The sequence below is a fragment of the Ketobacter sp. MCCC 1A13808 genome, assembly GCF_009746715.1.
GTDB lineage: Bacteria > Pseudomonadota > Gammaproteobacteria > Pseudomonadales > Ketobacteraceae > Ketobacter.
In genome coordinates, this window is sequence record NZ_VRKW01000019.1 from 38,238 (window position 1) to 62,720 (window position 24,483).

Genomic DNA, 24,483 nt, shown 5'->3' on the forward strand with positions numbered 1-24,483 from the left:
CGGACAATTGTGGCATAATGTGCGGCCTCTTTACTAAGGGGGCGACGTTTTGGGTCGTTTTATGTTCGGGAATGACCTTGAGTCCGGGGAGAATACTCTAATATGTTGTCTTTTTTGCCCGCTCCCTTTAAGGGTGTGTTGGCATTTACGCTCATAGCGTTGAATACCGTGGTGTGTGTGACGCCTTTGTTTATGTTCACCATCCTGAAATTCCTGATCCCGGTTCCGGTGTGGCAGCGTTGGACCGTTGTGGTGCTAATCCAGATTGCCGAAACCTGGATGTCGATCAATCGCTCAGTTTTGGCCTTAGTTCAGAAGATTGAAATTGATATTCGGGGCGATGACAACTTGCAGTATCACGGATGGTATCTGGTGAGTTGTAACCACCAAAGCTGGAGCGATATATTAATTTTACAGAGCATCTTCAATCGCAGGATTCCGATGCTGAAGTTTTTTCTGAAACAGCAGTTGATCTGGGTGCCTCTATTGGGATTGGCATGGTGGGCGTTAGACTTCCCATTTATGAAGAGATACACCAAAGAGTATTTAGCAAAGCACCCTGAAATGAAGGGTAAAGATATGGAAACCACGCGGAAAGCGTGCGAGAAGTTTAAAGAAGTACCGGTTTCTGTTATGAATTTTCTGGAGGGGACACGCTTTACGCAAGAAAAGCACGACGCACAACAATCACCGTACCGATACCTATTAAAACCTAAATCGGGAGGAATAGCGTTTGTGTTATCTGCAATGGGGGGGCAGTTGCGTTCAATGCTGGACGTGACGATCGTTTATCACGATAAGACCATAGGGTTTTGGGATTTGTTATGTGGCCGAATTCGTCGTATATCGGTACAGGTGAAGGAACGACCGATTCCGGAAGATTTCGCGCAGGGCGATTACGAAGGTGATCCTGTATTTCGGGCGCGGCTTCAGGAATGGGTAAATCAGGTTTGGTTGGAGAAAGATGTATTGATTGCAACGATGCTAACGCAGTCGGCTGTGAATGATTAGGTTAATTTGATAAGGGTTTGAAGTATGTCTGAACTTGGACGAAGCTCCGTAGATACAAATTTGGCTCAGCTTTTTATGCGAGCTTTTTATTGGGCAGACGAAGGGCTGCAAAACGCCCTAAAGCAACAGGGTTGGCCTGCTATTACTCGAGCCCAATCGCTGGTGTTCGTTAATATCGGTGAGGGCGTGACTCGTCCATCCGAGATTGCCGCCAGGGTTGGAGTTACGCGTCAGGCTATTCACCAGACCATTAACGAAATGGTTGAATTGGGCTATCTGACATTGCAACCGGATCCCAGTGATCGTCGTGCAAAAGTGGTTGTTTATACCGAGAAAGGCGAGAGTGTGGGTGGTACAGCCGTTTCTGCTCTGCGTGAGATTGAAACGTCGCTGTCTTCGCGGATTGGTAGCGATCGGGTCAGCGCATTACGAGAGGCATTGGCACAGGAATGGGGAGACCCTTTCCAGCCTGCTTGATCGAGCAAGCTTGCTAGCCAAGCATGGCGCGGATCTTATAAAAGACCGTGCCATGCAGCTTGGTATTTTGTTTCCGTTCCACTTAATTAGCGCTGTTTGACTGCCTGGGTCGTCGGCTGCGTCGTTTGCGCTGTGGCTTGTGCTCGTGTGAGCTGCGCTCATTTTGCCGTGAGCTGTCTATTTGGGGTGCAGGAATATCCTTTAGCAAATCCTCTTCTGGCTGCACACATTCCAGCTTATCACCCAATAGCTTTTCAATGGCGGGCAACTGGAATGCATCTTCCTCGCAAGCAAAGCTTATGCTGACTCCGTTTTTACCTGCTCGCCCGGTACGCCCGATTCGATGCACATAATCTTCGGGGTCTTCCGGCAAGCTGTAATTCACGACATGAGAGATGTCATCAATATGAATGCCCCGGCCAGCGACATCCGTTGCCACCAAAACACGGATTTTGCCCTCCCGGAATCCTTCCAGAACCTTGATCCGTTTATGCTGGGGAACATCGCCGGATAACGTTGCGCACTTAATACCGTAGTCCCTTAGTTTGTGCGTTAAATCCCGGGTTTCGTCACGTCGGTTTGCAAAGATCATGACTCGTTCCAGTTCATTTTGGGATATCAGGTTGTATAACAACACAAATTTTTCTTCGGTCGTTACGATATAAACCTTTTGATCTACCGTGTCAGCAGCAACGGTTTCTGAAGCGACTTCCAGTTGTTCAGGGTTAATGGTCCAGCTGGAAGAAAGGTTCATGATGTCTTCGGTGAACGTGGCACTGAACAGTAATGTCTGACGGTATTCTTTGAAGGGAGTTTCCCGAATTAATCGTTTCACATCGGGTATAAAACCCATATCCAGCATGCGATCCGCTTCGTCAATAACGAGTATCTCGACTTCGCTTAAAAACAAATCCCGGTTTTTCACAAAATCAATCAGGCGGCCGGGGGTGCCGACAACAATATCGACAATTTCATTTTGCAGTTTGCGTTGTTGTTTCTGGTAATCCATACCGCCAACGATGCTCATCAAGGTCACGGGCGTGTGCTTGATAAGGGTGGCGGCATCTTTCTCAATCTGCATGGCCAGCTCCCGTGTGGGGGCCAAAATCAGCGCGCGGGGCTCACCGTTGTAGCGTTCTTCTTGTTCGGGCTCTTTTAACAGGCGGTCAATGACGGTGATCAGAAAAGCCGCGGTTTTGCCGGTGCCGGTCTGCGCTTTGCCGATAACATCTTTACCTTGCAAGCTGTGAGGTAGTGAGAGTGCCTGAATAGGGGTGGCGAATTCGAATCCCTGATCGTCAATGCCCTGCTGTAAAGAAGAATCAAGCTGCAGTTCTTTAAAGCGAAGTGCAGGCTGGGTTTCTTTATTCTCCGTTTCTGTCATATTTTTATATAGCCTTTCATTTTTAACGATAGCAAGACTTCGTAGCATAGCGGCATCTTGCGTGCTAAGTATACTGTTATTCTGATTCCTGGTTCATCGCTCCCGACGCCACACCAATAGCTGGTTATTAGCCGGCATAGCGACATCGTCGATCAGGCTTAATCCGGACCGCTCTGCAAGTTCCCGGACTGCTTCAAAATCGCGTATACCCTGATGAGGTCCCCGTTGTTTTAACCACAGATCAAAATCGGCATTGCTGGGCGAAGTAAATTGACCATCATATTTGAAAGGTCCGTAGAAAAAAGCAAAACCTTCAGGGTAAATTAGATGCGGGATGAGTTTAAACAAGGACTGTACTTCATCCCAACTCATTATATGTAGTGTGTTGGCTGAGAAAAGGTGGTGGTGCTGATTCGGGTGCGGCAAAATATTGACATCGAAAGGTACCGGTTGAAGTAAATTAGCGCAGTTCGCTTCGTCACACCATTGCCTGATTCCGCTTAAGTTCGAATCAACGTCCGAGGGTTGCCATTGTATGTAGGGGAGGTGAGTTGCCATATAGGCCGCGTGTTGCCCGGTACCGCTGCCAACTTCCAGCAGGCTGGACGCAGCCTTTAGGTGGTGCTGAAGTACGGAAAGAATGGGGGCTTTATTATTTTCGCATGCTTGTGAAAACGGTTTGTTCATACGGGGCTCCTATAGCGGAGCCAGCATAGCGTAAGCCGGGTGCCGGTATCAAACCGGGTTTAGTGCTTGGCCTCAAACCAGAATTCTATTATCGAGCAATCCGTCAGATAATGAACGTCGTGCAGCGTGTTGGCCGGAATTTCGAACCATTCTCCGGTGGTGAAATCCTGCTGGTTCTGATTAAGGTTGAGAGAGACGCTACCTTGAATAACCAGGCATTTACACTGAGTGGAATTACTGACAGAGAGATTTTGGGTGTCGGCTTCATAATGGCTGAACATAACGTCGCAGCCATGAGGGCGAAGGTGGAAGACGTCTAACTGGTCGTCACCTTTTAGAAAGTAATCCGACTTGTCCTGAAATAAGCTCATACCTACGTCCTTTAGTTTGCCTATACAAGTTGGTCATCCTTAGCATTCCCCGTGCTTATTGCTTTATTATTGTGGTTTATTCTATTTCTACTTAAATGAATACCATTTTCAGGGAAAATATCAACACGTTTCTTGCGATTGGCATTAAAAGTTCAGTTATTGATCATCGTTTTGGTGTGGGTGAGTACAGATATGGTGGTTAAACAATCAGCTCGTTTTTCGGATTTACCTTTGTCATTAATACAGCAGCTCCCGTCCGCTAACGCCAACCCATTTTTGAATGAGGCATTTTTGAGCGCCCTGGAGGAGACCGGTTGCGTTGCCGCCGAAACCGGCTGGCAGCCTTGCCATCTGTGGTTGGAAGACGCAGGTGCCCCAGTGTTCTATCTGCCGCTGTATCGTAAAGCCCACTCTTGGGGTGAATTTGTGTTCGATCAGAACTGGGCTGATGCTTATCATCGGAACGGGTTGCGTTATTATCCCAAACTGGTGACTTCTATACCGTTTACACCCAGTTCAGGTCCCCGTTGGTGGGCCGCAGAGGGTTACGACCAATCGGAACTGTGGAAGCAAGTCTTTGACGTTATCCGGACGCAGATCAAATCAGGTGCTGATTCCAGCTGGCATTTGCTGTTTTCGGAGCAGGCGCCACCGGCTAACCCGGACGGTCTGTTGTTGTCTCGCCGAGATACGCAGTTTCATTGGAACAACCGGGGCTACAACCATTTTGATGATTTCCTCGCCACGCTGAAATCCCGTAAGCGAAAGAGTCTGCGCCGGGAACGGCAGAAAGTAATGGAGCAGGGTGTGACGCTTTGCCGTGTTACGGGAACGGAGTTGAATGAGCAAGATTGGTTAGACTATTTTCAATTCTATTGTAATACCTATCATCAGCGGGGCATGGAACCGCATTTGAACTTGGCTTTTTTTCAGCGAATTGGCAGAACACTGGCGAATAATGTATTGATGGTGCAAGCCTATAAGGAAGGGCGGTTCATTGGTGGTTCTCTTTGCTTTTTCGATGCCAAGGTATTGTATGGGCGCCATTGGGGAGCTATCGAGAATATAGACTGCTTACACTTCGAGGCCTGTTTTTACCAAGGGATTGAGTTCTGTATCGAGCGCGGGTTATCCCGTTTTGACCCGGGCACGCAGGGCGAGCACAAATTGATCCGGGGCTTTGAGCCCGTTACGACTACCTCGTGGCATTACATTAGTCATAGCGGATTCCGGCACGCAATTGCGCAATACCTTCAGTCGGAACAGCAGCATATGCAGCAATATCAGGAAAATGCCACTGAATATCTGCCGTTTAAGATCACTGAAAATTAGTGATGTTCCAGCACTGGGGGCATCGGGCAGTCCAAGGCCGCACAAACAGCCCTTAACAGCTCAATTTCTTTTATGACGGCTTTTTTATCGTGCAGTATGCAGTCCACGCAGGCATTCACTACCGGTTCTTTAAGCAGTGGCGTTAATCGGTTTAGGCGTTCCAGCGCCGTGTTCAATCCCATTGCGCTGGGTGTCGTATTCAGGAAATGACTGGCATCCTGTTCACTGAAATTACCCATGATGGCGGTAAGGTTTTGCTTTTGACGTTCAGCGCTTTCCCCGCTGCTTTTTACCAGGGCATTGAACAGCGTCCCCAGTGCATCTTCTGCTTTAGTCAGTGAATAAATATTCCGGGGCGGCCGTCTTATTTCACTTAGGCCCTGTTTTACCAGATAAGTGAAAACAAACTCTGACAGCGTGATCCGTTGGTCTGCCTTGATCAGAAGGAAACAGGTCTCAATAACCTGCTTTCGTATTTCCGGTGGCGAGGTTTTTAGGGTATTAATTGCTATTTCCAGCAGTGGAAGGCGGTATTCAACCGGGAGTTCATTGACGATCGCCTGAAACGCTTGCGTATGTTCTCCCAGTCGAGTCCAGTGGTCGTCTTGCTCCAGAATTTTTATCACGGGGGGGGCGGTCGAAGTGAGCCTGGTTTCCGTGAGTAGCAGGCCATACAGAATAACCGGGGCCAATTTCGGGTTGTGTGCGGTTTCTCTAAGGCCTTGGTGGAATCCTTGGTGAAGAGAGTGAGCGTAATAGTGATGATCCGGTGTCGGATGGCCAATCGAGTCTTTCATTGATGCTGCGATGGCTTCAGGTGACAGGGAGGAGGTGTTCGCGTTTACAAGGGCCGTGATGTTGTCCGGCTGGAACTGATTATCGGCCTCCGGTTGTAGGGGGGATTGGGAATATCCCCTTGCACGACCCGCTTTCAAATGGCCCGATTCACTGCGTTTTTTAAAGCGCGCTTTCAGGCGCGGCAGCAGCCCCGGGTCGATGGACCGGATGCGATCTTCAATGGGCGGGTGGGTAGCCAAAATTCTGCTCATTCTCACTTTGACGCTATCCCCGAAGCACATGTGGCTCATATCTTCTGCATGACGATTCATCAGAAAGCCTTGGCCGGCATGGTATTGGATGGCGTACAACGCACTGGCGATACCTTCTGGGCTACGGGTGAACTGGACTGACGAAGCGTCGGCAAGGAATTCGCGCTGGCGGGATATAGCCGCTTTGATCAGTCGACCAAAAAATAATCCAATATAGCCCACTACGATTAACACCAGGGCAAGGGGCATCAACTTATTGCCTATGCGTCTACTTGATCCATGCAGGACAATTTGACTGCGGTTTCCCCGCATCAAGAACTCTCCGATTTGTCCGATCATCAGAATGCCGCCCAGAATACCCAATAAGCGCACGTTCAGGCTCATGTCACCGTTCAGAATGTGTGAAAACTCATGGCCTATGACGCCTTGCAATTCATCCCGGGTGAGCTTATCGAGTGCTCCTTGTGTAATCGCTAACACGGTGTTATTGGCTTGAGTGCCCGCCACAAAAGCATTGATGCCTTCTTCTTCACGCATTATGAAAACGCGGGGAACATGGCTGCCTGAGGCGATCGCCATTTCTTCTATAACGTTGATCAGGGTTTGTTCCTGGTGATCGCTGGTGTCGGGGTTCAGAGGTGTGCCACCGGCCATGAGTGCAACCGATACGCCGCCCTTGCCCAATTGGGCCATGCGTACCAGGCTACCTCCAGCGATGATGATCAGGGTGGCCAATGCAATCCACCAGCATGTGCCTGTGGTTAGCCAATAGCCAAAGGAAAATTTTTGCTGATTAGCCAAAAATAAGATGAAATAGATAGCAATATTGACTGCTGCAATAATCAGCAGCACTGCGGTGCAGAAGTAAAAAACAAGTAATCCTGTTTTTTTTCTGGCCCGATCCTGGTTCTCAAAAAAACTCATGGAATTCTACCAGTACAAAGATTGGGTTTCAGGGTGTGTGAGATTACCTGCCTGTCTGGCGGGCAATAGTCACTTAGCCAAAATCGACTTTTACACTTTTTTTCGCCGCCGGATCCTCAATTTCCAGAAGTTCAGCGGGCTGGAATCGTCCCCCGGCTACAAGGCTGTTGGGAAATTGTTCCCGGTACGTGTTGTATTCCATAACCGAATCATTAAACGCCTGGCGGGCAAAGGCGATACGATTTTCAGTGGAGGACAGTTCTTCCATTAGCTGGGTCATGGTGGTATTGGCTTTCAGGTCCGGGTAGCTTTCTGATAGGGCAAATAATTTGCCCAACGCGCCCCCGAGCAGGGATTCGGCTCCGGATAGGTTTCGCATGGCAGAGCCGTCATCAGGATGGCTGGCAGCGGCTTTCGATGCGGCCAGCGCCTGATTGCGGGCTTCTATAACGGCGGTGAGGGTTTCCCGCTCGTGGGACATATATTTTTTGGCGGTTTCCACCAGGTTGGGGATCAGGTCATAACGCCTTTGCAGTTGCACATCGATCTGGGAAAAGGCGTTCTTGAAGCGGTTTTTCAGTGCTACCAGCTTGTTGTAAATGGTGATGAAATAGATAACGATAATAGCGATCGCAACCAAGGTGACGATGAAACCGATAGACATGCTTTTCTCCTTTTGAATGTATCCAGCTACGTTACCGTTATAGACAGCGGCAGGGCACAGAATGGAGCAAGTTTACTCAAATTGATTGGTTAAGGTACAGCGGTTACCGCGGTATTGATCGATAGTAGCTGGCGCTGATAAATTGGCAGAAATCCCTTAAGGTAGATATCCTGAAATTTTTCAGTATTGCTATGGTAGTGCGCTACCGCGTTTTCTACGTCTCCATGGCGTTTGATTAAACTGCCCAGATAGCGCGCGGCATAGTTTATATTGGCCCTGGGCTCAAATAACTCATCCAGTGAATCAAAATGGCGTCCGTGGAATTTCCAATTTATCTGCATTAGACCGATATCAACGCTGCGGGTGTCAAGCAGGCGGATTTCCCATTGGTGTGGTGCTTCGATCCCAAGAAGGTTTGCTCCGGAGCGGATATCGGACAAAGCGGCTGTGGCGTCTTTGCTGCTGGTAAAAAATAACCGATGCGATTCTTCTTTGTAGTCCACCCGTAAAAGCCAGGGCTTGTTACGGGCCTGCTGCACCAGGTCAATGGCATCCGCTTTGGTGGAAGGGATAAACCCTTCTCGGTTCAAGTTGACCGCCCACGGATTAACTTGCGATTCCATTTCTGCAATGGAGCGCAAGAGGGCGGGGCTGATGCCGTTCGCTGTTGCTGCTTTGGTGAACAAATCTTCGCTGTAACACGGGAATGCAGACAGTATAAGTAGTAATAAAACGAATAGCCGGGACATAGTCTCAAGACGAAATTTGATTGTCGTCTATGGTAGGGGGTGTTTGCTGCAAAGGGGTTTTTATTTTGTTGTTATTCTGTATTTTTGCCGGCAATTCTGGCCTGTTAAATAAGGCATTTAGCTAATCTTTATAGTCCACAAAAACATCCCTGTAGCTGGTATACATTGCGACCATGAGTAAAGGACCCACCAGTAAGATCCCGATACCGGCAGTCAATAAAACCCCGAGGTATAAAAGCAAGACCAAAAGGCTATATATAAAGCATGCTTTCATATTTTTGAGCATGCCCAGGATGGCGCTTTTTAAGGCCTCTGTCGGACTTTGATGATTAAAATAAACCAAACAGGGCGCCCAGGTCATAGCAAACACAACCACGAATGCCAGCGCTAAACCGATTAGAACGCATACCATTGTTGCGGCCAGAATTAAAGTCATATGTCCTTGATTCATGGCGCTGAGCATCACCGCTGCGATGGCAGCTATCAATAGGGCAATCACTCCGGTAGTCAAAATAAGCAATACCCCCAATATGAGCAATGGAATACCTCGGTGTTGCAGCCCTTGCAGCAGATCCGCGATATCAATGCGCCTGCCATTTCGCAAACGGTCAACCGCGCTGGCAAATCCGGCGAAGAGAGCCGGTGTGCACACGGTTCCAATAATCGGCAGCGCTGCACTCGCAGTAACAGTCAGCACCATTACTACGACCCAGCTGCCGAGTACTGGCCAGGGCGCTTGTTTGAATAACAACCAGGCGGCTAATACCCACTCTTTGCCATGGGTCGCGGCAACCGTTCGGATAACCACCTGAGGGGAGGGTGATTCATGGGGTGCGCGGGCCATACTGCGTGCTCCGTTCTTGTTAGAGATATTGTTTGGTTTGGCTTCGAATGACGGGATAGGTTCTGATATGTTTTTCCGGTTTGCAAATGATTCGCGCTTTGGGTGGCACTTTTCGCATGTATGTGATCAAAAATGTCTATCGGCCCACGGGCAGGAAAACTATCAACACGTTGCGCCCGTGGTAGATTAAAATCTATTAACAAGCTGATAAATATGGGTATTATCCCCCAATGAGTTTAATGCATTAGGTGCTTAGTCAACTAAATTTCAGTCTTGGCTCAGTTTGTTATAAAATCCGGCGTCATTTTCAGCGCTTGTAAAGAGCCTGACCCTATGGATTAATTGTCCAGGTATTCGAAACCGTGACCGGAATCACCGGAAGAGTTTCAGGGTTTTGCCTGGAGGAGTCCTCTGACTTTATGAAATATTTGGATATATCAGCAATGGGCAGCAGATCAATGCCTGACATCGCCGTCGCATCTCAGGCCAAAGCATCCGTAGCGCTGGATTGGGTCGGCATGAGCGAAATCGATGTTCCACTCGCTATTCCTACGCGTAACGGGGCCGTGGCACACGCCGTTGCGAAAGCTCAGGCGTATGTAAACCTGATTAACCCAGAGGCGAAAGGCATCCACATGTCGCGGCTTTATCTGCTGCTGGATGAAGTTTGCAGTCAAACTATGACTGCCCGTGGTTTGCGCGATATTCTGCGGCGTTTTCTGGAATCCCATGAAGGCCTGAGTGACCAGGCGTTTGTGGATTTCCGCTTTGAGTTTCTGGCTCGTCGACCGGCGCTCAAAAGCGAGTTCAGTGGTTGGAAGGCGTACCCCGCCCGTATTGTAGCGAGCGAATCACCTGAGGGCTTCCAGTTCGAGCTGCATGTGGAAATCCCTTATTCCTCTACTTGTCCTTGTTCTGCAGCTTTGGCCCGGCAATTGATCCAACAGCAATTCCGCAAGGATTTTGCCGGTCATGACCCGATATCTGCTGAAGAAGTGCATGGGTGGCTTGGCACCGAGCAGGGCATTGTTGCAACCCCTCATAGCCAACGCAGTGTTGCCGAAATCAAAGTCCAGCTATCAGAGGATACCGATGATTTTCCACTGGAAGAGTTGATTGATGTGGTTGAAGACGCTCTTAAAACACCGGTCCAGACCGCAGTTAAGCGTGAAGATGAGCAAGAGTTTGCTCTGCTAAATGGTCAGAATCTGATGTTTTGTGAAGATGCGGCCCGCCGTATACAAACCGTACTAAACGAGCACGAGTCCTATCAGGATTTCTGGTTGAGAGTGAATCATCTTGAGAGTCTGCATGCTCACAACGCCGTGGCCATTGTTAGCAAAGGCATAAAAGGCGGATATTTGCCCAAACCTTGATCTACAAGGTGCGGGTCAGATTTGCCAATCTGGCCTGGCGACATCGAAACAAGTTTAATATTAAAAGCCGTACCCCTTCTGGGTGCGGCTTTTTTTATGGAATTTTGGTGTTGCGGGTGACACTTCGTTGCTAGTGTGGTCATAAAGGCGAGCCGGAACGCCGCTTTAGTGGTGTAGGTGCCATCCCGCTTGGACGGCTGTTTACATCGCACGGAAGCCTGTGCGAGACTCAACGGCACAGAGTGATGCTGGACGCAGGTTGCGGACTTTTGGGTAGTGGTCGCGCAAGAAAAATAAGAACTGACCTGGAGAACGGATTTGCCAAACCTCGATTCAACGACGGATTTACGATCCCTAATCATCGGAGTTGATGTGGGTTCCACCACGGTAAAAGCCGTAGTGGTGGACGCAGAAACCAAGCAGATCTTGTGGCATCAGTATCGACGGCACGAAACCAAGCAGGCCGAAAAAGTACTCGAAATGATGCAGGACATCGAGTCTAAATTCCCTCCTTCCAATAACGCATTTCGCATTTTTGCCACCGGCTCGGGCTCGTCCCCGATTGCTCCGCATATTGGCGGGCGCTTTGTGCAGGAGGTCAACGCGGTGACAATGGCGGTGGAATATTACCATCCCGAAGTCGGCAGCGTGATCGAGCTGGGCGGGCAGGATGCAAAAATCATCATCTTTAAAGAAAATCCCGAAACCGGTGAAAAGCAGGCCATTACGTCTATGAACGATAAATGTGCCTCGGGAACCGGCGCGACCATAGACAAATGTTTTATAAAAGTGGGAATGCCGCTGGAAGAAGTGGCGAATTTGCACTTCGACACGGAGCATTTGCATCACGTAGCGGCTAAATGCGGTGTGTTTGCGGAAACCGATATCGTAAACCTGGTGAAAAGCGGTATTCCTAAAGAAGAAATCCTATGCTCTCTGGCCGACGCGATTGTCCAACAGAATATCTCTGTACTTACACGCGGTAATACGTTGCGCACACGGGTGCTGTTGTTGGGTGGGCCGAATACCTATCTGCCGTTTCTGCAAGAGTGTTGGCGCTACAGAATCCCGCAGACCTGGGACGAGCGGGGCTACCAATACGCAAAAGATGTACCGATTGAAGAGATGATTTTTGTACCGGACAACGCTGAGCTTTATGCGGCGTTCGGTGCTGTTTTATATGGCTCCCATGAACAAGCGAATGTCGGTCAATACGCTGGACTGGAAGGCTTGAAAGAATTTATTAACCATGGCCGTAAAGCGCAGCTGGGAAATTCTGCCGGTCCGGGACTGGTGGCAAATCCGAACGAGAAATCGTTCTTTGTTGACCTGTATGCAGCGCCTAAATTCAAAGCGGCAACCATCAGCAGTAATCAGGTGATCCGCGGCGTGATTGGGCTGGATGGTGGCTCGACATCCAGTAAGTTGGTTTTGATTGATGAGCAGGGCGAAATTCTTAAAAAAGTCTATCGCCTCTCTAAAGGTAATCCCATTTCAGATATGCAGGATATGTTCGCGCAATTAAAGACGTGGGCGTCCGAGCAGTCTGCCAGTCTGGATATTTGTGGGTTCGGGGTGACCGGATACGCGGGCGATGTGCTGGAAACCGCGCTGGCAGCGGACAGTAATATAGTTGAAACTGTCGCTCACATGAAAAGCGCTACCCACTTTTTTCCGGATGCGGATGTGATTTGTGATATCGGCGGGCAGGACATAAAAGTGCTGTTTTTGCACAAAGGGGATATCAAAAATTTCCGCCTTTCGAATTCGTGCAGCGCCGGGAACGGTATGCTGTTACAAGCTATGGCGGATCAGTTCGGTATACCGGTAACGGAATACGCTGATCGTGCTTTTGAGGCGGATCTATCCCCAAATTTCAGTTACGGCTGCGCGGTGTTTCTGGATTCGGATCGCGTGAATTTTCAAAAAGAAGGCTACTCCGCCAACGAATTGCTGGCGGGCTTGGCATTAGTATTGCCAAAAAACGTCTGGCAATACGTAGTGCAGATACCGCGTATGGCCGAGCTCGGCAGGGTCTTTGTTTTGCAGGGCGGCACCCAAAACAATCTGGCAGCGGTCAAATCACAGGTCGATTATATTAAAGAACGTGTGCCCGATGCCGAAGTGCATGTGCACCCGCATACCGGTGAAGCCGGAGCAATCGGCGCCGCTTATGAAGCGTTGCGAGTAGTGACGCGAAAAGGGTATACCTCTTTTGTGGGGTTGGATAATGCGATCAACCTCAAATATACCTCGACCAATGACGAAACCACCCGCTGTCACTTTTGTGCAAACGATTGTTCTCGTACCTTTATTGATACGCAGTCCGACAGTGGGCAGTCGGCGCGTTATATCTCCGGCTTTTCCTGTGAGAAGGGCACAGTAGAAGATTATGACGCGCTGCGAAAGCTGAATAAAGAGCGTAAAACGCGCATGACCCGCTACCCCAACCTGGTTGAAACGGAAAGCAAGCTTTGCTTTAACCCGTTTTATAAAGCGGGAGATTTGCCCGATGCCGGTTCACCGCGTCAGGATATCGAAGTCAAAAAAAGCTTGTTCGGTAAAATAAAACACAAAAGAATTGTGCGCGGCTTTGAAAGATCCGATGCGGCAGCGGCGGAACGGCGCAAGTCAATCCGTATCGGGATACCGCGCGCATTAAACTTGTACAGCACTGGGCCACTGTGGCGAACCTATTTTGAAGCCTTAGGTCTGAGCCCCAGAAACATCGTATTTTCCGATGAAACGACCGAAGAGCTATTTCAATCGGGTGGCAAGTACGGCGCGGTTGATCCTTGTTATCCATCGAAAGTCGTTCAGGCTCACGTGCACAATCTGTTGTTTGTGCACCACGCGAAAAAGCCGCTTAACTATATTTTCTTTCCGGCACTAACCCACATACCGACATTTGTTGAAAATGTCATGGACACTGCTTGCTGTCCGATTGTGGCCGGAACCCCGGCAGTCATTAAATCCGCATTTACCAAAGAAACCGACTTTTTTGCTGAGCGCAATATTGAGTATGTGAATCCGGCTCTGAGCCTGATGGAACCGTTGCTGCTGAAGAAACGCATGTATGAGCAGTTTGCAGATATTCTGGGTATTACTGAGGATGAGAGTGATTTTGCTGTAGATCAGGGCTTTATAGCACTGGATAAATTCGATGAGTTCTTGCAGGAAAAATGTCGCGATATACTTGACCAGGTGGAACAGGAAAATCGTATGGCGATTTTGATGTTGGGTCGGCCCTATCACAACGATTTGGGTTTAAATCACGGGGTGTTAGAGGAATTCCAGGCGTTGGGTTATCCCATTATCAGTATGCGCTCAATCCCTAAAGACAAAACGTACCTGCATCGCTTCTTCCGGCAGGACCTGGAGTCGGGGCGTATTAACTCCCCGCTTGAAATTAATGATGTGTGGCCGGAAAACTACTCTGTTAACAGTGTGCAGAAGGTCTGGGCAGCAAAGTTCGCCGCCCGTCATCCAAATGTGGCGGTGCTGGATTTGTCGAGCTTTAAATGCGGCCACGATGCCCCGACCTATGGCATGATCGACAGTATTATTGGTGCTTCTAATACGCCTTATTCGGCATTGCATGATATCGACGCGAATCGGCCGTCGGGCTCAATTAAAATTCGCGTAAAAACGTATGCGCATACGCTAATGATGAGACAGGAAGCGCTGGCGGATAAGGCGGCATTGGGAACAACTCAGCCTGCTACCCCAGCCATCCAGCTAAAACAAAAAGTAAAAACCTTCACGCCAGAATTTGAACCGGCTAGAAATCGTATCGATGTGATGATGGTGGATTAACCAGTAAGGAGTGTGTTATGGAAACGGCCACACAAAAAAACGCTACAAACAATCGGATCCAATTGGTAGACGCAAATAGTTCCGTTGCCCTATTCAATCCGCCATCCGCTTTACCTTCCTCTACCCCTGGGATTGTTGCAGACCAAATAGAACATTGGCACGACCCTGTTCCCAATGAATTTACCGCTGCGCAGCGTGCCTCGACCACCATTTTGTTTGCCGGGTTAACTGCGGCACACGACTTTTTTATTCAGTCGGCTTTTACCGGCGCTGGTTATAATGTCATCGCCCTGGATATTCCCGATAACAAGGCACTGCAGGTGGGCCGAGAGTACGGCAACCGCGGGCAATGCAATCCGACCTATTTTACTGTGGGCAACCTGGTTAAATATCTGATCGGATTGCGGAACAGCGGCATACCCAAAGAAGAAATTATAGAAAAATATTTGTTCGCCACGATCGGCTCTTGCGGACCCTGCCGTTTCGGCACTTATGTAACTGAATATCGCAAGGCGTTGCGGGATGCCGGTTTCGATGGTTTTCGTGTAATCATGTTTGAGCAGACAAAAGGTATAAAGCAAGCTGCCGGAGGCGACCAGGGTTTGGACTTGGGCCTTAGTTTTGTGCTGAATATGGGTAAAGGGATTGTGGCAGGCGACGTGATTAATGCCTTGGCATACCGGATTCGCCCCTATGAAGTCGAGCCAGGCGCAACGGATCGTGCGCTGCAAAACAGTAAGAATTTCATATCGGAAGCACTGCGCAGCAATAGTGGGTTTGTAAAATCCTTGCGTAAAGCAAAAGCGGAATTCAGTGCAATTAAAGTGGATCGCTCCAAGGTAAAACCGAAGGTGTCTATTATCGGTGAGTTTTGGGCGATGACGACGGAGGGGGACGGGAACTACCATCTGCAACGTTTTCTGGAGCAGGAAGGCGCAGAAGTAGAAGTGCAACCGGTTACGGCCTGGGTACAGTATTTATTATGGCAGGCGCGTTACGACACGCTGGATCGCTCCGGTTTGAGGGGGGTCGACAAAGGGGGTGACGGAGGCAGTAAATTTGCGCTGGAAGGCGTCAGCGTCCGTAAACGTCTGGCAATGATTAAATTGGGTGAAAAAGCCTTGCCGATGATGTTTAAAACGGTAGCACGGTTTATGGGGCTGAAGGGTTATAAGCTTTCGGATATGGATAAGATCGCGAAGGTCGCCCACGATTATTACGACAATAATCTGCGGGGCGGCGAAGGGCACATGGAGGTCGGAAAACTCATTTTAAACGTCAAAGATAAAAAATCCGACATGACCATCAGTGTTAAACCATTCGGGTGCATGCCGTCCAGTGGGGTATCGGATGGTGTGCAATCGATTATTACCGAACGCTACCCGGATGCTATATTCCTGCCTATCGAGACCAGTGGCGACGGTGCGGTGAACGTGCAAAGCCGGGTGCAGATGCAATTGTTCAAGGCGAGAAAATTGGTTGAAGCCCAGGCTCAGGCACTGCTGGAAAAGGCTAAAGTCGATCCGGATAATTTCTATAAACGTTTGTCCACCAGTCGGGCGAACCATCCGTTACACCACAGTCCCCATGTTTCTGGCTGCACAGCGATCAACGTCATTCATGAGGTGGCGGGTGTGTAGGCAATCCGTCGTTGGACCGACTACTGTCTGGTCCAACGGGTTCCTTCTTTAGAGTCTTCCAGGGTAATTCGCTGCTCACTTAGTATTGCTCTGATCTCATCTGCTCGGGCATAATTTTTAGCTGTCTTGGCGGCGATACGTTCTTCGATCAACGAATCAATTTCTGCATCGGTTAAGCCGCTCGTCTGGCTGGCCGATTGCCACTTAAACCAGGCTTCGGCATCTTGGTCCAGCAAGCCGACCCGGTACCCCGCAACGCGCAGTACGTGCTGTAGGGTTGCTTTCTCATCAGCATCGGCTTTGTTGATGTCACCGGCCAGGGCGTGTAACACCGCCAGCATTTGTGGCGTCGCCAGATCGTCCTGCAGATGGTGCTCAAGTTCATCCAGGCGGGGGTGCTGTAAAGTCAGGTCAACGTCTATCGGCGTATCCCGTAATGCACCATACAAACGATCGAGACTGGATTTGGCGCTGGACAGTAAATCCTCTGTCCAGTCCAATGGCTTACGATAGTGGGCGGTGAACAATGCGTAACGAATGACTTCACCGGGCCACAGCTCCAGTAGCTCGCGCACGGTGAAAAAGTTGCCCAGTGATTTCGACATCTTCTCGCCGTCGATATTCAAATAGCCGTTATGCATCCAATAGCGAACAAATTGTTCTTCCTCGCGGTGGCAACAGGTGCCCTGAGCGATCTCGTTCTCGTGGTGGGGAAATATAAGATCCTGACCACCGCCGTGAATGTCGATGGTCTTGGCCAGGTGTTTGTTGATCATAGCAGAACATTCAATATGCCACCCCGGACGGCCGCGACCCCATGGGCTTTCCCATCCTGGCATGTCGTCAGTGGACGGTTTCCAAAGCACAAAGTCGGCGGGCTGACGCTTATAAGAGGCTTCCTCTACGCGCTCGCTGGCACCGGCGATCATGTCATCCAGCTTGCGGTGAGATAACGCGCCATAGTGCGCATCGGTGCTCACTTGAAACAGTACATGCCCTTGCGCTGAATAAGCATGGCCGTTATCCATCAATGCCTGAATCTGTTCGATCATGGCGTCGATGTTATCGGTTGCTCGCGGCTCCAGGCTAGGGGGTAGGGTGTTGAGCCGGCCCATATCCTGGTGGAACGCTTGTGTGTACTGATCACTGAAATCCCGAATCGATATACCGTTCTCGCGCGCTGCATTATTGATTTTATCATCCACGTCGGTAATGTTGCGCGCGTATTTCACTGCCGGGTAATGCCGTTTCAATAAGCGGAACAATAGATCAAAAATCACCACTGGGCGGGAATTTCCGATATGCACGTAGTTGTAGACCGTGGGACCACACACATACATCGTGACCTGATTCGGGTCGATCGGAGTGAAGCGTTCTTTTTTCTGCGACAGTGTATTGTATAAATGTATGGTCATGGTCTTCTTAAAGAGAATGTTAAATAACGTGATGCTGGTCTGGAACCTTGCTTTGTTCCTCGTTAAACCGGCGGCAGGGTAGCGTCAATCAGCTTCTGCAAGGCGTCGTCCAAATCCAGTACATCGTTGTTCTTGCTGCCCAGCTGGCGCACCGCAACCTGGTGCGCTTCGGCTTCATTTTTACCGACCACCCAAATCTGCGGTACTTTAGCTTTACTGTGTTCACGGACTTTGTAGCCAATTTTTTCATTGCGCAAATCCAGTTCGCAATACACTCCGGCGGTTTTCAGTTTGTCTGCCACGCTCAAAGCCCAGTCACGTGCATCATCGGTGATAGTGGCAATCACCACTGGCACCGGGGCCATCCACATCGGTAGGTGTCCGGCACTGGATTCAATCACTATGCCCAGAAAGCGCTCTAGGGATCCCAATACCGCGCGATGCAACATAACCGGGCGATGTCTTGCGCCGTCTTCCCCGACGTATTCGGCATCGAGTCGTTCAGGTAAAACAAAATCCACCTGCAGGGTGCCGCATTGCCAATCCCGGCCAATAGCATCCTTTAACACGAACTCCAGCTTTGGACCGTAGAAAGCACCTTCACCAGGGTTGAGTTCGCATTCCAGGCCCAGGCTGTCAACCGCGCTTTGCAACGCAGACTCGGCCTTATCCCAGGTTTCATCACTGCCCGCGCGATTTTCCGGGCGGGTGGAGAATTTGATGCGGATATCGTCGAAGCCGAAGTCTTTGTATACTTCCCTCAGCATGGTAATGAAAGCGGCTGTCTCGGGATTAATCTGTTCTTCGGTGCAGAAAATATGGGCATCGTCCTGGCTGAACGAGCGCGCTCTCATTAATCCGTGCAGCGCACCGTGGGCTTCGTTACGGAACAGCGTGGTGAATTCTCCGAAACGGATCGGCAGGTCGCGGTAACTTTTTAACCCTTGCTTGAATATTTGCACGTGGCCGGGGCAATTCATGGGCTTGATGGCCATGTCCTTGTGGTCATGAGTGCAGAAGGTAAACATGTCCTCACCGTATTTATCCCAATGACCAGACTGTTCCCATAGTTTCCGATCCATAATTTGCGGAGTGGCGATTTCCTGGTAGCCATTCCGTTCCATCTTACCGCGAATGTAGTTTTCCAGTGCGCGGCGGGCACGCCAGCCTTTCGGGTGCCAGAACATGCTGCCAACGGCTTCTTCCTGCTGATGGAACAAGCCCATTTCTTTACCCAGTTTACGGTGGTCGCGCTTTTCCGCTTCCTCCAGCATGTGCAGGTATTTTTTGAGTTCTTTCGGATCGCGCCAGCAAGTGCCGTATATCCGCTGCAATTGGGGGTTGGTGGCGTCACCACGCCAGTAGGCGCCGGCCAGCTTCATGATCTTAAACGCTTTACCCAGTTTGCCGGTGGAAGGCAGGTGGGGGCCAAGGCACAGATCGATAAAATCACCTTGTCGGTACAATGAAATCACCTCATCCTGCGGCAAGTCGCGGATCAATTCGGCCTTGAAGGTTTCACCTTCTTTCTCAAAAAAGGCGATGGCTTCATCTCGGTGCCAGACCTCGCGTTGAATGGGTATGTTCTGTTCTACCAATTCGGCCATCCGGGATTCAATTTTATGCAGGTCTTCCGGAGTGAAGGATTCCTCACGATGGAAATCGTAATAAAAACCGTTCTCGATGGCGGGGCCAATGGTGACCTGTGTTTCCGGATACAGTTCTTTCACTGCCTGTGCCATCACGTGGGCGGCGTCGTGGCGCAGCAACTCTAGTGCGGCATCCTTGTCACGGGTCAGAAAAGCGATACGGCTGGATTCTGTCAGGGTGGTGGACAGGTCGACCAACTGGTCGTTGAGGTACATGGCAAGGCTGGCTTTAGCCAAGCCGGGGCCGATGTCACCGGCGACATCGAGGCCGGTGATCGGGTTGTCGTAGCGGCGCACGCTACCATCAGGCAGTGTTATTTCAATGGACATGGTTCTGGTTTCTTCCTGTCGTTTCCATCCCGTTTCGTGGACCGGACATTGTATAGAAGAATGCAGCCTTATTTAAGAGCAGGTTTCACTGCAATCGCGCCTTTCATCACGCCTTCAAAGGCTTTCACCTCGATTTCACAATCTGGATTGTCCTGATTCAGGCGACCGGCAATGTGCTCTGCCAGGTATTCGACTGTGGTATCGGTATCGATCAGGTAAACCTTTGATTTGGGCAGGGTTAATTCAAAATCACCTTGTTGGGCCTGGTAGGCGAATGTGCAGTATTCCACGCCCTTGTCGGAAAAGGGTTCTGTGAGGTCTTCTTTTGTGCCGATATAGATGTCCTTCCATTTTAGTGCCCAGGCTTTTTCAAGCAACGGGTCCCGCTTTCCATTGCGCTTCACTTTGATGCGCGAGCGGTGGCCGTGCGCGATGCGTTGGCAGTTGCCCAGGTGTTTTTTTAACCCATGACTGTAATGGTAGAAGGCTCCGCTGATTTCTTCGGTGCGCAGGCGCACCCTAATTTGCTTTACATTGGCAGGTACTGCGGCCATTGCCGCTTGCTCCAATAGCGGCGTCAGCGCTTCCGGCGAAACATGGGCCTGTTGCAACAACAGCACCGCTTCGGCGGGAGAACGGTGCCGATATTGGCGTCCTTCGCTGTCCTCCCAGTTTAAATCAGTGATGCCGTTTTGTTCGCTTTTACTGAGCGCCGGCAGTTCAGCCGGTACCACAAGCTTGTGGTCGAACAGGGATTCCAGAGCATCGCGCACCTGTTTTTTTACATCGCCGAAATCGAACACCATACCCTGCTGGTCCAGCTCGCCATGCAGCTCCAGATCCGCAATCCAGCTTTCGCCGAGGATACCCCGTACCGGGTGAACGTAGGAAAAATCGAGAACCGTGAGATGATTTACAAACAGTGCAGACATGAAAACAGGGCCTTGGGTTCAGTACAGAGTTGAATCGGTTATAATACGCTTCCCGCGCACCTCAGTATAGGATGAGCACATGACCAGCTTGTTAATTACCAACGCTCTTGTAGTCAACGAAGGCACACTCCGCGAACTGGACGTCTATATCGACGACGGGCGCATCGCTAAACTGGGGGCCGATTTATCCTCCCAGCCCGCGGATCGGGTGATAGATGCCACCGGCAAGCATCTTCTGCCGGGAATGATAGACGATCAGGTCCATTTTCGTGAGCCCGGCTTGACCCATAAAGGCGAGATAGCCACCGAATCCGCCGCCGCTGTCGCCGGTGGGATTACCAGTTATTTCGAAATGCCGAACGCGAACCCGCTGACCATTAATCGCGAGGCGCTGGAAGATAAGTATCAGCGTGCCGCGCAAAAATCTTTGGCCAACTTTGCTTTCTATCTGGGGGCCAGTAATGACAACCTGGAAAACATCAAATCCCTTGATCCGAAAGCGGCTTGCGGTATCAAAGTATTTATGGGTGCCTCTACCGGAAATATGCTGGTGGATAAACCGGAAATTCTAGAAGGTATTTTCCAGTATGCGCCGACCATCGTAGTGACCCATTGCGAAGATACCCCGATGATTAAGGCCAATGAGGATCAATACAGAGAGCAATATGGTGAAGATATCCCCATGTCCTGTCATCCGTTGATACGATCGCAGGAGGCTTGTTATAAATCCTCAAGCTTCGCCGTGGAATTGGCTAAGCGTTTCGATACCCGTTTGCATGTATTGCATTTGACGACCGAAAAAGAAATGGCCTTGTTCCGGGCAGGCCCGTTGGCGGAGAAACGCATTACTGCCGAGGCCTGTGTGCATCACCTTTTTTTCAGTGAAGAAGATTATGAAGCCAAAGGCAGCCTGATCAAATGCAATCCGGCGGTGAAGAAAGCGTCTGATCGCCAGGCCATACTGGATGCTATCAATTCCGATCTGATTGATGTGGTTGCGACCGATCATGCCCCACATACCTGGGACGAGAAGCAAGGCACCTATTTCAAGGCACCGGCCGGCTTGCCCTTGGTACAGCATGCGGTTGTGTCCATGCTCGAGCATTACCATCGCGGTCAATTCAGTCTCGAGACCATAGTCCAGAAGACCAGCCATAACGTTGCTCAGTTGTTTCAGATCGAAAATCGCGGCTATATCCGCGAGGGCTATTGGGCCGATCTTACTCTGGTGGATCTGAATGCACCGACCGTAGTGGATGACCAGAAGTTGTATTCCAAATGCGGCTGGTCGCCGTTTGGTGGTTACATATTCAAATCATCTATCGTGGCTACCCTGGTGAATGGTGAAGTGGCATTTGAAGCCGGTAAAGTGAATCAATCGGTCCGTGGCGCGCGTATTGCTTTCGAACGTTAGGTCCCTGGGATAGAATGCACTGTTAGCTGTATACACTTCGTATTGTAAAGCTCGTTTCATCGGACGGTTTAATTGGAGTTCCAATATGTTTGGCAGGCAGAACAAACAAAAGATCGTCATAGTGGGAGGGGGGGTTGCCGGGTTGAATGCGGCCCAGCAGCTCAAATCCGGCAAGTTCGACGTTACCCTTATTGATCCTTCCCCGCATATCGAGTGGCTACCTAACATTCATGAAATTATCTCCGGTGCAAAAAAAGGAGATGAGCTACGACTCAATCGGAACCTGCTGGTGCGTCGCTTGGGGCATCGTTTTTTGCTGAACCGGGCGATAGAGATGACGTCCTCTTTCGTGCACCTGGATGACGGTTCTCGGGTGCCGTTCGATGTGTGCATTGTTGCCACTGGCAGTGTGAATAATACATTTGGAATCGAAGGGGCTGATCAGTTTGCCCTGCCCATGAAAAGTGTTGAGCAATGTCAGGTGATCGCTCGCCGCCTGCACCGGGCGTCGTTGTCTCACCGAACTACCCGGGTCACTGTGGTGGGCGGTGGCATTGAAGGCGTGGAAGCGTTCGGCGAAGTGATGCGGACTTATCGTCACCGGCCGCAATTCGAGTTTAATATCGTGGAGTCCGCAGATGCTTTGCTACCCAATTGTCCGGGGCATCTCGACAGCAAGATTCGCAGCCACACGTCTGGTTTTCGTGTGCAATATCATGTGGGTGAAAGCGTTGAATCCGTCGACCCCGAAGGCATCTGTTTAATGAACGGAGGGGCAATTGAAAGTGATATTACCATTTGGTCTGGTGGGGCCTCTCCCAACGGGTTTTTACAACGATCCTATCTAACCGATACGCCGGATCAATGGGCTGATGTAAACGATTACTTCCAAAGTCAGGCCAGAGAAAATGTCTTTATTATCGGGGATGCTGCGAATCCGGGTGGTCACAGTTTATCGAAACAAGCTTATCACGCCATTGATATGGGGAAAGCCGCTGCGCACAATGTCGAACGCTTTTTGTCTGGTAAACGTCTGCGAGAATTCAAGCCTTCAGAAAAGCCGCAGGTGGTCACCTTTGGCGATCTGGATACTTTCATGCTGTTTAAGGATTTCGCAGTTTCGTCTTCCGTGTTGGGTGTTGCGAAAGAAGCGATTTATACTCTGGGAGTATTGCAACTGGCGCCGCCCAAGTCAGGCAAGGACTTAATGAATGCTCTGGACCGGCTTCAGCGCAGTGCGCGTAAAGTTTATTTGCCCGCGTTCAACCCGTTAAGTTTGCTCAGCAAGTTACCTAAAAGCCAGTTTCTATCCTGATGTCCGATTCCACGCTATACGATATTGTCGAACTTGGCGATCCGCGTTTGAGAGTGCTAGCGCTGCCGGTTGATCTGACTCGATTGCAGGAAGCCTTGGAAGTGGTGCAGGCAATGGAAAGTAGAATGCAAGAGCGTGGTGGCGTAGGTATAGCGGCTCCCCAAATCGGCGTGGGACAACAGATCATGATTATTGCATCCAAGCCCAATGCCCGTTACCCGGATGCGCCGCACATGAAGCCGATGGTTATGTTCAACCCGGTACCGTTTAATTACTCTGACCATAAAGTCACGCTATGGGAAGGCTGCTTGAGTGTGCCGGGTATACGAGGAAAAGTGACCCGTTCCGATTCTGTCAGTGTGCGTTACGCCGATAACACGGGTAAGTTGCAGGAAATTCGGCTGGACGGATTTCCCGCAAGAATTTTCCTGCACGAGTACGATCATCTAGTGGGAAAAACTTTTGTTGACCGTGTCGACTCCGTCACAGATTTGGTGACGGATAAGGTGTATTTCAAACAAATGTCTACATCAGTTAGCTAAACCCAGAATAAAATTCCACTGTTGTTCGGTGACGGGCATGACAGACAGTCGATTACCTTTACGAACCAGTGCCATATCTTCCAGTGCAGGTATGGCTTTCAATTGTTCCAGGCTAATAGTGTCTTTGAATTTTGATTTGAAGCGTACCTGCGGGCAAAACCAGCGAGGCTTGTCTTCACTGGCTTTGGGATCGTAATACTTTGCTTCCGGATCAAACTGTGTTGGGTCGGGAAACGCGTTTTTGATGACTTCTGCAATGCCGACAATGCCGGGCACTTTGGTGTTCGAATGGTAGAAAAAAATTAAATCGCCCTTTTTAATGTCGTCTCGCAGCATGTTGCGTGCCTGATAATTTCTGACGCCATCCCAGGGTTCACCTTTTTTGCCGCGTGCTTTTAAGTCATCGATGCCAAAAGTGTCAGGTTCTGATTTGAATAACCAATACCGCATATTAATTGTTTCCAAAATATATTTAGGTAAATTGTGGTGTAGATTGTAGCTTTCACTTCAAAATAGTGAAAAATACCATTAAAGTGATAGATGGTGCTTATTTTTGTATACC

At 49.9% G+C, this 24,483-nt stretch carries 20 protein-coding genes; 9 read left to right on the top strand and 11 right to left on the bottom strand.

The genetic code is table 11. The features are described from left to right. Window positions 1–102: 102 nt before the first annotated feature. Both FT643_RS21065 and FT643_RS21070 read left to right on the top strand, forming a co-directional pair. Window positions 103–1,011 carry an acyltransferase gene (locus FT643_RS21065; protein WP_156873398.1) on the top strand — a complete coding sequence of 303 codons (909 nt, stop codon included), beginning with the start codon at window positions 103–105 and terminating at the stop codon, window positions 1,009–1,011. A gap of 24 nt (window positions 1,012–1,035) precedes the next feature. After that, window positions 1,036–1,488: a MarR family winged helix-turn-helix transcriptional regulator gene (locus FT643_RS21070; protein ID WP_156873399.1), complete on the top strand. Its 453-nt coding sequence runs from the start codon at window positions 1,036–1,038 to the stop codon at window positions 1,486–1,488. Window positions 1,489–1,570: 82 nt separating this feature from the next. Here the strand turns inward: FT643_RS21070 and rhlB are convergent, their stop codons facing one another. From rhlB to FT643_RS21085, 3 genes are all read right to left on the bottom strand, one after another. Beyond that, window positions 1,571–2,872: an ATP-dependent RNA helicase RhlB gene (gene rhlB, locus FT643_RS21075; protein ID WP_198043770.1), complete on the bottom strand. Its 1,302-nt coding sequence runs from the start codon at window positions 2,870–2,872 to the stop codon at window positions 1,571–1,573. 93 nt (window positions 2,873–2,965) lie between these two features. Then, the gene (locus FT643_RS21080) at window positions 2,966–3,559 is read right to left on the bottom strand and encodes a DUF938 domain-containing protein (RefSeq protein ID WP_156873401.1); all 594 of its coding nucleotides are present in this window, start codon (window positions 3,557–3,559) and stop codon (window positions 2,966–2,968) included. Between the two features lie 59 nt (window positions 3,560–3,618). After that, window positions 3,619–3,930 (bottom strand): cupin domain-containing protein, encoded by a 312-nt coding sequence (locus FT643_RS21085; RefSeq protein ID WP_156873402.1) that lies wholly within the window; start codon window positions 3,928–3,930, stop codon window positions 3,619–3,621. A gap of 138 nt (window positions 3,931–4,068) precedes the next feature. Here FT643_RS21085 and FT643_RS21090 point away from each other — a divergent pair, with 138 nt between their 5' ends. Further along, window positions 4,069–5,262 (top strand): GNAT family N-acetyltransferase, encoded by a 1,194-nt coding sequence (locus FT643_RS21090; RefSeq protein WP_156873403.1) that lies wholly within the window; start codon window positions 4,069–4,071, stop codon window positions 5,260–5,262. On the opposite strand, the gene FT643_RS21095 is transcribed toward FT643_RS21090, so the two are convergent. The 4 genes from FT643_RS21095 to FT643_RS21110 all read right to left on the bottom strand — a co-directional run bounded on the left by FT643_RS21095 (window position 5,259) and on the right by FT643_RS21110 (window position 9,492). Next, the gene (locus FT643_RS21095) at window positions 5,259–7,235 is read right to left on the bottom strand and encodes a M48 family metallopeptidase (RefSeq protein ID WP_156873404.1); all 1,977 of its coding nucleotides are present in this window, start codon (window positions 7,233–7,235) and stop codon (window positions 5,259–5,261) included. The two genes, FT643_RS21090 and FT643_RS21095, sit on opposite strands and share 4 nt — an antisense overlap. Before the next feature lie 73 nt (window positions 7,236–7,308). After that, on the bottom strand, window positions 7,309–7,899 hold the full coding sequence (locus FT643_RS21100) for a LemA family protein (RefSeq protein ID WP_156873405.1): 591 nt from the start codon (window positions 7,897–7,899) through the stop codon (window positions 7,309–7,311). A gap of 89 nt (window positions 7,900–7,988) precedes the next feature. Then, a complete protein-coding gene (locus tag FT643_RS21105) occupies window positions 7,989–8,648 on the bottom strand; it encodes a lytic transglycosylase domain-containing protein (RefSeq protein ID WP_156873406.1) in 660 nt (219 codons plus the stop codon). 121 nt (window positions 8,649–8,769) lie between these two features. Further along, complete coding sequence (locus FT643_RS21110; RefSeq protein ID WP_156873407.1) at window positions 8,770–9,492, bottom strand: BPSS1780 family membrane protein; 723 nt, start codon at window positions 9,490–9,492, stop codon at window positions 8,770–8,772. A 443-nt stretch (window positions 9,493–9,935) separates the two neighbouring features. On the opposite strand from FT643_RS21110, the gene folE2 reads away from it, so the two are divergent. The 3 genes from folE2 to FT643_RS21125 all read left to right on the top strand — a co-directional run bounded on the left by folE2 (window position 9,936) and on the right by FT643_RS21125 (window position 16,324). Beyond that, window positions 9,936–10,868: a GTP cyclohydrolase FolE2 gene (folE2, locus tag FT643_RS21115; protein ID WP_317622094.1), complete on the top strand. Its 933-nt coding sequence runs from the start codon at window positions 9,936–9,938 to the stop codon at window positions 10,866–10,868. 318 nt (window positions 10,869–11,186) lie between these two features. Next, a complete protein-coding gene (locus FT643_RS21120) occupies window positions 11,187–14,684 on the top strand; it encodes a BadF/BadG/BcrA/BcrD ATPase family protein (RefSeq protein WP_156873408.1) in 3,498 nt (1,165 codons plus the stop codon). 17 nt (window positions 14,685–14,701) lie between these two features. Then, a complete protein-coding gene (locus FT643_RS21125; RefSeq protein ID WP_198043772.1) occupies window positions 14,702–16,324 on the top strand; it encodes a hypothetical protein in 1,623 nt (540 codons plus the stop codon). Between the two features lie 20 nt (window positions 16,325–16,344). On the opposite strand, the gene cysS is transcribed toward FT643_RS21125, so the two are convergent. From cysS to FT643_RS21140, 3 genes are all read right to left on the bottom strand, one after another. After that, window positions 16,345–17,739: a cysteine--tRNA ligase gene (gene cysS / locus FT643_RS21130; protein WP_156873409.1), complete on the bottom strand. Its 1,395-nt coding sequence runs from the start codon at window positions 17,737–17,739 to the stop codon at window positions 16,345–16,347. A gap of 62 nt (window positions 17,740–17,801) precedes the next feature. Then, window positions 17,802–19,718, bottom strand: coding sequence for a threonine--tRNA ligase (gene thrS, locus FT643_RS21135; protein ID WP_156873410.1), 1,917 nt, complete (start codon window positions 19,716–19,718; stop codon window positions 17,802–17,804). 68 nt (window positions 19,719–19,786) lie between these two features. After that, on the bottom strand, window positions 19,787–20,650 hold the full coding sequence (locus tag FT643_RS21140) for a 6-carboxytetrahydropterin synthase (protein WP_156873411.1): 864 nt from the start codon (window positions 20,648–20,650) through the stop codon (window positions 19,787–19,789). A gap of 79 nt (window positions 20,651–20,729) precedes the next feature. Between FT643_RS21140 and FT643_RS21145 the strand changes: the two genes are divergently transcribed. The 3 genes from FT643_RS21145 (at window position 20,730) to def (ending at window position 23,921) form a co-directional block, all read left to right on the top strand. Beyond that, window positions 20,730–22,064 (top strand): dihydroorotase, encoded by a 1,335-nt coding sequence (locus FT643_RS21145; protein WP_156873412.1) that lies wholly within the window; start codon window positions 20,730–20,732, stop codon window positions 22,062–22,064. Between the two features lie 85 nt (window positions 22,065–22,149). Next, window positions 22,150–23,379: an NAD(P)/FAD-dependent oxidoreductase gene (locus FT643_RS21150; protein ID WP_156873413.1), complete on the top strand. Its 1,230-nt coding sequence runs from the start codon at window positions 22,150–22,152 to the stop codon at window positions 23,377–23,379. Then, entirely contained in the window at window positions 23,379–23,921 is a 543-nt protein-coding gene (def, locus tag FT643_RS21155; RefSeq protein WP_156873414.1) for a peptide deformylase, read from the top strand. Before FT643_RS21150 ends, def begins: the two co-directional genes overlap by 1 nt. On the opposite strand, the gene FT643_RS21160 is transcribed toward def, so the two are convergent. Next, on the bottom strand, window positions 23,910–24,371 hold the full coding sequence (locus FT643_RS21160; RefSeq protein ID WP_156873415.1) for an EVE domain-containing protein: 462 nt from the start codon (window positions 24,369–24,371) through the stop codon (window positions 23,910–23,912). The two genes, def and FT643_RS21160, sit on opposite strands and share 12 nt — an antisense overlap. Window positions 24,372–24,483: the final 112 nt, after the last annotated feature.

Excerpts from the sequence above, each read along its gene's own strand:
- FT643_RS21065 (WP_156873398.1), top strand. The coding sequence starts at position 103 with ATGTTGTCTTTTTTGCCCGCTCCCTTTAAGGGTGTGTTGGCATTTACG.
- FT643_RS21070 (WP_156873399.1), top strand. The coding sequence starts at position 1,036 with ATGTCTGAACTTGGACGAAGCTCCGTAGATACAAATTTGGCTCAGCTT.
- rhlB (WP_198043770.1), bottom strand. The coding sequence starts at position 2,872 with ATGACAGAAACGGAGAATAAAGAAACCCAGCCTGCACTTCGCTTTAAA.
- FT643_RS21080 (WP_156873401.1), bottom strand. The coding sequence starts at position 3,559 with ATGAACAAACCGTTTTCACAAGCATGCGAAAATAATAAAGCCCCCATT.
- FT643_RS21085 (WP_156873402.1), bottom strand. The coding sequence starts at position 3,930 with ATGAGCTTATTTCAGGACAAGTCGGATTACTTTCTAAAAGGTGACGAC.
- FT643_RS21095 (WP_156873404.1), bottom strand. The coding sequence starts at position 7,235 with ATGAGTTTTTTTGAGAACCAGGATCGGGCCAGAAAAAAAACAGGATTA.
- FT643_RS21100 (WP_156873405.1), bottom strand. The coding sequence starts at position 7,899 with ATGTCTATCGGTTTCATCGTCACCTTGGTTGCGATCGCTATTATCGTT.
- FT643_RS21105 (WP_156873406.1), bottom strand. The coding sequence starts at position 8,648 with ATGTCCCGGCTATTCGTTTTATTACTACTTATACTGTCTGCATTCCCG.
- FT643_RS21110 (WP_156873407.1), bottom strand. The coding sequence starts at position 9,492 with ATGGCCCGCGCACCCCATGAATCACCCTCCCCTCAGGTGGTTATCCGA.
- folE2 (WP_317622094.1), top strand. The coding sequence starts at position 9,936 with ATGGGCAGCAGATCAATGCCTGACATCGCCGTCGCATCTCAGGCCAAA.
- FT643_RS21125 (WP_198043772.1), top strand. The coding sequence starts at position 14,702 with ATGGAAACGGCCACACAAAAAAACGCTACAAACAATCGGATCCAATTG.
- cysS (WP_156873409.1), bottom strand. The coding sequence starts at position 17,739 with ATGACCATACATTTATACAATACACTGTCGCAGAAAAAAGAACGCTTC.
- thrS (WP_156873410.1), bottom strand. The coding sequence starts at position 19,718 with ATGTCCATTGAAATAACACTGCCTGATGGTAGCGTGCGCCGCTACGAC.
- FT643_RS21140 (WP_156873411.1), bottom strand. The coding sequence starts at position 20,650 with ATGTCTGCACTGTTTGTAAATCATCTCACGGTTCTCGATTTTTCCTAC.
- FT643_RS21145 (WP_156873412.1), top strand. The coding sequence starts at position 20,730 with ATGACCAGCTTGTTAATTACCAACGCTCTTGTAGTCAACGAAGGCACA.
- FT643_RS21150 (WP_156873413.1), top strand. The coding sequence starts at position 22,150 with ATGTTTGGCAGGCAGAACAAACAAAAGATCGTCATAGTGGGAGGGGGG.
- def (WP_156873414.1), top strand. The coding sequence starts at position 23,379 with ATGTCCGATTCCACGCTATACGATATTGTCGAACTTGGCGATCCGCGT.
- FT643_RS21160 (WP_156873415.1), bottom strand. The coding sequence starts at position 24,371 with ATGCGGTATTGGTTATTCAAATCAGAACCTGACACTTTTGGCATCGAT.